Source organism: Desulfonatronum zhilinae (assembly GCF_900182865.1).
GTDB classification, from domain to species: domain Bacteria; phylum Desulfobacterota; class Desulfovibrionia; order Desulfovibrionales; family Desulfonatronaceae; genus Desulfonatronum; species Desulfonatronum lacustre.
In genome coordinates this window covers 1-1,003 of record NZ_FXUJ01000097.1, presented here as the reverse complement: position 1 = coordinate 1,003, position 1,003 = coordinate 1, and the positions used below count along the sequence as shown (strand labels likewise).

Here is a 1,003-nt window from a genome sequence, read left to right as displayed (position 1 = left end):
AAGACGCGGGAAGCCATGTCAAAGAGCAAATTACTGTCAAATTACTTTCTCAGGACACCTTTTTATCGCCTTTTCAGCTCAACTGCTCCGGTTCGTCCCCTTCAGCACACCTACCAGGGGCATCGCTGGGGGCTGGCCGCATAATTGCCGCTGACTTTTTGCAGGGACATCCGGACCTGATGGAAGCCCATCCTGACGCCGTGGTCATTCCCACGGTTCTGTTCACGGACCGCAAAGCCTGGCGCAAGGAAGTACCCCGCCAGTTGGAAAGCAGTTTCGCCGGAACCACCTTCCTCCACTTCGAGTACGTCCACCTGAAACTGTTTGCACTTCATGCCAAAGATTACTACAATGTAAACAACCCGGTGGCCAAAATCCTCATACCCAAGATGCAATACCCGCCATCTGAACGCCTTGCAGTCCTGCGCCACGCCTACCTGGGCCTCTTCCAACTGGCATCACGGGCACATTTTGAAAAATATGTAGATTTTATTGATGTCTATGCCGAGGTGCAGCCGGAAGAGCAAAAGGCCCTGTACGATGATATCATGGAACACAAGGAGACAACCATGCTCGCACAATACATCAAAGATTTAGGTCGTGTCGAAGGTCGCCAAGCCATTATCCAACGCCAAATCACCAAACGCTTCGGCAAAAGCATCACGGACATGGACGTTCAGGAACGTCTCCGCAAAGCCACTCCCGAACAACTCGACCTCTGGGCTGAACGAATCCTGGACGCCAAGAGCGTTGACGAGGTTTTCAAGGACAACTGAAGCCAGTGAGGGGAGTACTTGGGGGCTGGGTTCTATGCACCCACCTGCTGTTCAAAAAGAACCAACCAGGACCAACCAGGTCCATTCAGAGGGCGGCCGCAAGGGCCGCCCCTTGTTTTTTGTTCTGAATTCGTCCTAAAATGAGCGATTTCACTACATCAGGCCTACAGCGTTTTATTGCATAATATATTGTTTTAATTTATTATTCCTTCCATCTTGATTCAGCG

Annotated in this window: 1 protein-coding gene; it reads left to right on the top strand. The window is 50.9% G+C overall.

Features of this window, described 5'->3' with window-relative positions; all coding sequences use genetic code 11:
* A partial coding sequence (locus AC559A_RS19220) for a DUF4351 domain-containing protein (RefSeq protein ID WP_498819305.1) occupies positions 1-776 on the top strand: 776 nt, incomplete at its 5' end.
* Positions 777-1,003 lie beyond the last annotated feature (227 nt).